1 protein-coding gene and 1 pseudogene are annotated in these 1,153 nt (G+C 48.8%); both read right to left on the bottom strand.

Annotation, left to right across the window (positions count from 1 at the left end; translation table 11 throughout):
• Positions 1 to 404 (bottom strand): annotated as a pseudogene (locus ACYPWY_RS16315) (hypothetical protein); the annotation flags it as partial.
• Positions 397 to 1,089 carry a hypothetical protein gene (locus tag ACYPWY_RS16310; protein WP_459686605.1) on the bottom strand — a complete coding sequence of 231 codons (693 nt, stop codon included), beginning with the start codon at positions 1,087 to 1,089 and terminating at the stop codon, positions 397 to 399. The pseudogene ACYPWY_RS16315 and the gene ACYPWY_RS16310, both read right to left, overlap by 8 nt.
• Between the last annotated feature and the right edge of the window lie 64 nt (positions 1,090 to 1,153).

Here is a 1,153-nt window from a genome sequence, read left to right as displayed (position 1 = left end):
CCGTGTGAAATATTCTGTAATGAATTGGACAAGTTTACGCTTTGCAAAGTTGAATTATCGCCCCAGTCTATTTCCATTTTTCCGTTTCCCGAAACGGAAAAGCCTGCGGAAGTGAGTTTGCCGTCCACGAAAACTGCCATTATTTTGGGAAACGAAGGCTCCTTGAAATACACGCCTCTTTCGCCGTTGGTGGGAACAATGTTATTCATGCGGTAATGAGCAACAATATCGGAATGGATAACAAAACCGTCCGAGTATTCCAGCGTATCGCCCGCCTTGAGTTTCTTTGCAAGCGAGAGTTCCGCATTGTTCATCATCAAATCCGTAATACCCTCGATGGAGCCGTAGATATGCAGGGCTGCGTCGAAAATATTCTGTCCGGCTGTAACGGTGTATTTACCCATTTTTCTCTTTTACGTCTAAATACAATTCCCCTGTGGCGGAATCCATATAAGCCTCGCTAATAATCATACCGTCATTCTCAAACTCCTGTTGCAGCTTCTGCGCCAGAGAGTTGTTTTCAAAGTTGCCGTGCAGGAACTCAATCAGCCCCACGCCTGTTACCGGGTGCTGGTAGAGGTTACCCGCCATCGCCTTGAGTAAAAAAACTTCATTCTGGGCGAGGGAAGCTTTGATTTCCAGATCGGTCTCATTGCCGCTGAAAAGCAGCAGGCAGCCGCCTTGCATGACCAAGCTGAAAACGCCGTCATCATTCAGGGTGTGGTATCCGGACAGGCGGACAGGGATTTTCCCGCCGGCCTCATCCGGCATAAAGACCGGGAACCACCGGCTGTTATCGGTCGGATTGACCACATACTGCGTACTGCCATCCCCTGAATCTATGCGGAAACGTATTTTCAATTCCTTAAATACCGGAATATACGGTATCCGGACATGGATGCCGGCTTTGCCTTCGAGCTTCCGTTCAAACCCCGGCGGAACGGTAATTTCCCCGTAACAGAAGTTGTCGTTGTCTTCTCCTTCGATACTGCCTGAAAAGGCGAATTCACGGACAAGCTTGTTAATAAGGTTATCCGTTACGGTCAGTTCACCGTACTGAGGATCCGCATGAATATCCTGCCGCGCCATTTGCTTACTGCTGAATAGCGTCGTAAATTTTCTCTACCGTCGCCCACATGTCGTCCGGCAAAGC

It is taken from the genome of Viscerimonas tarda (assembly GCF_054601255.1).
This window is presented reverse-complemented; position numbering and strand designations above follow the sequence as displayed.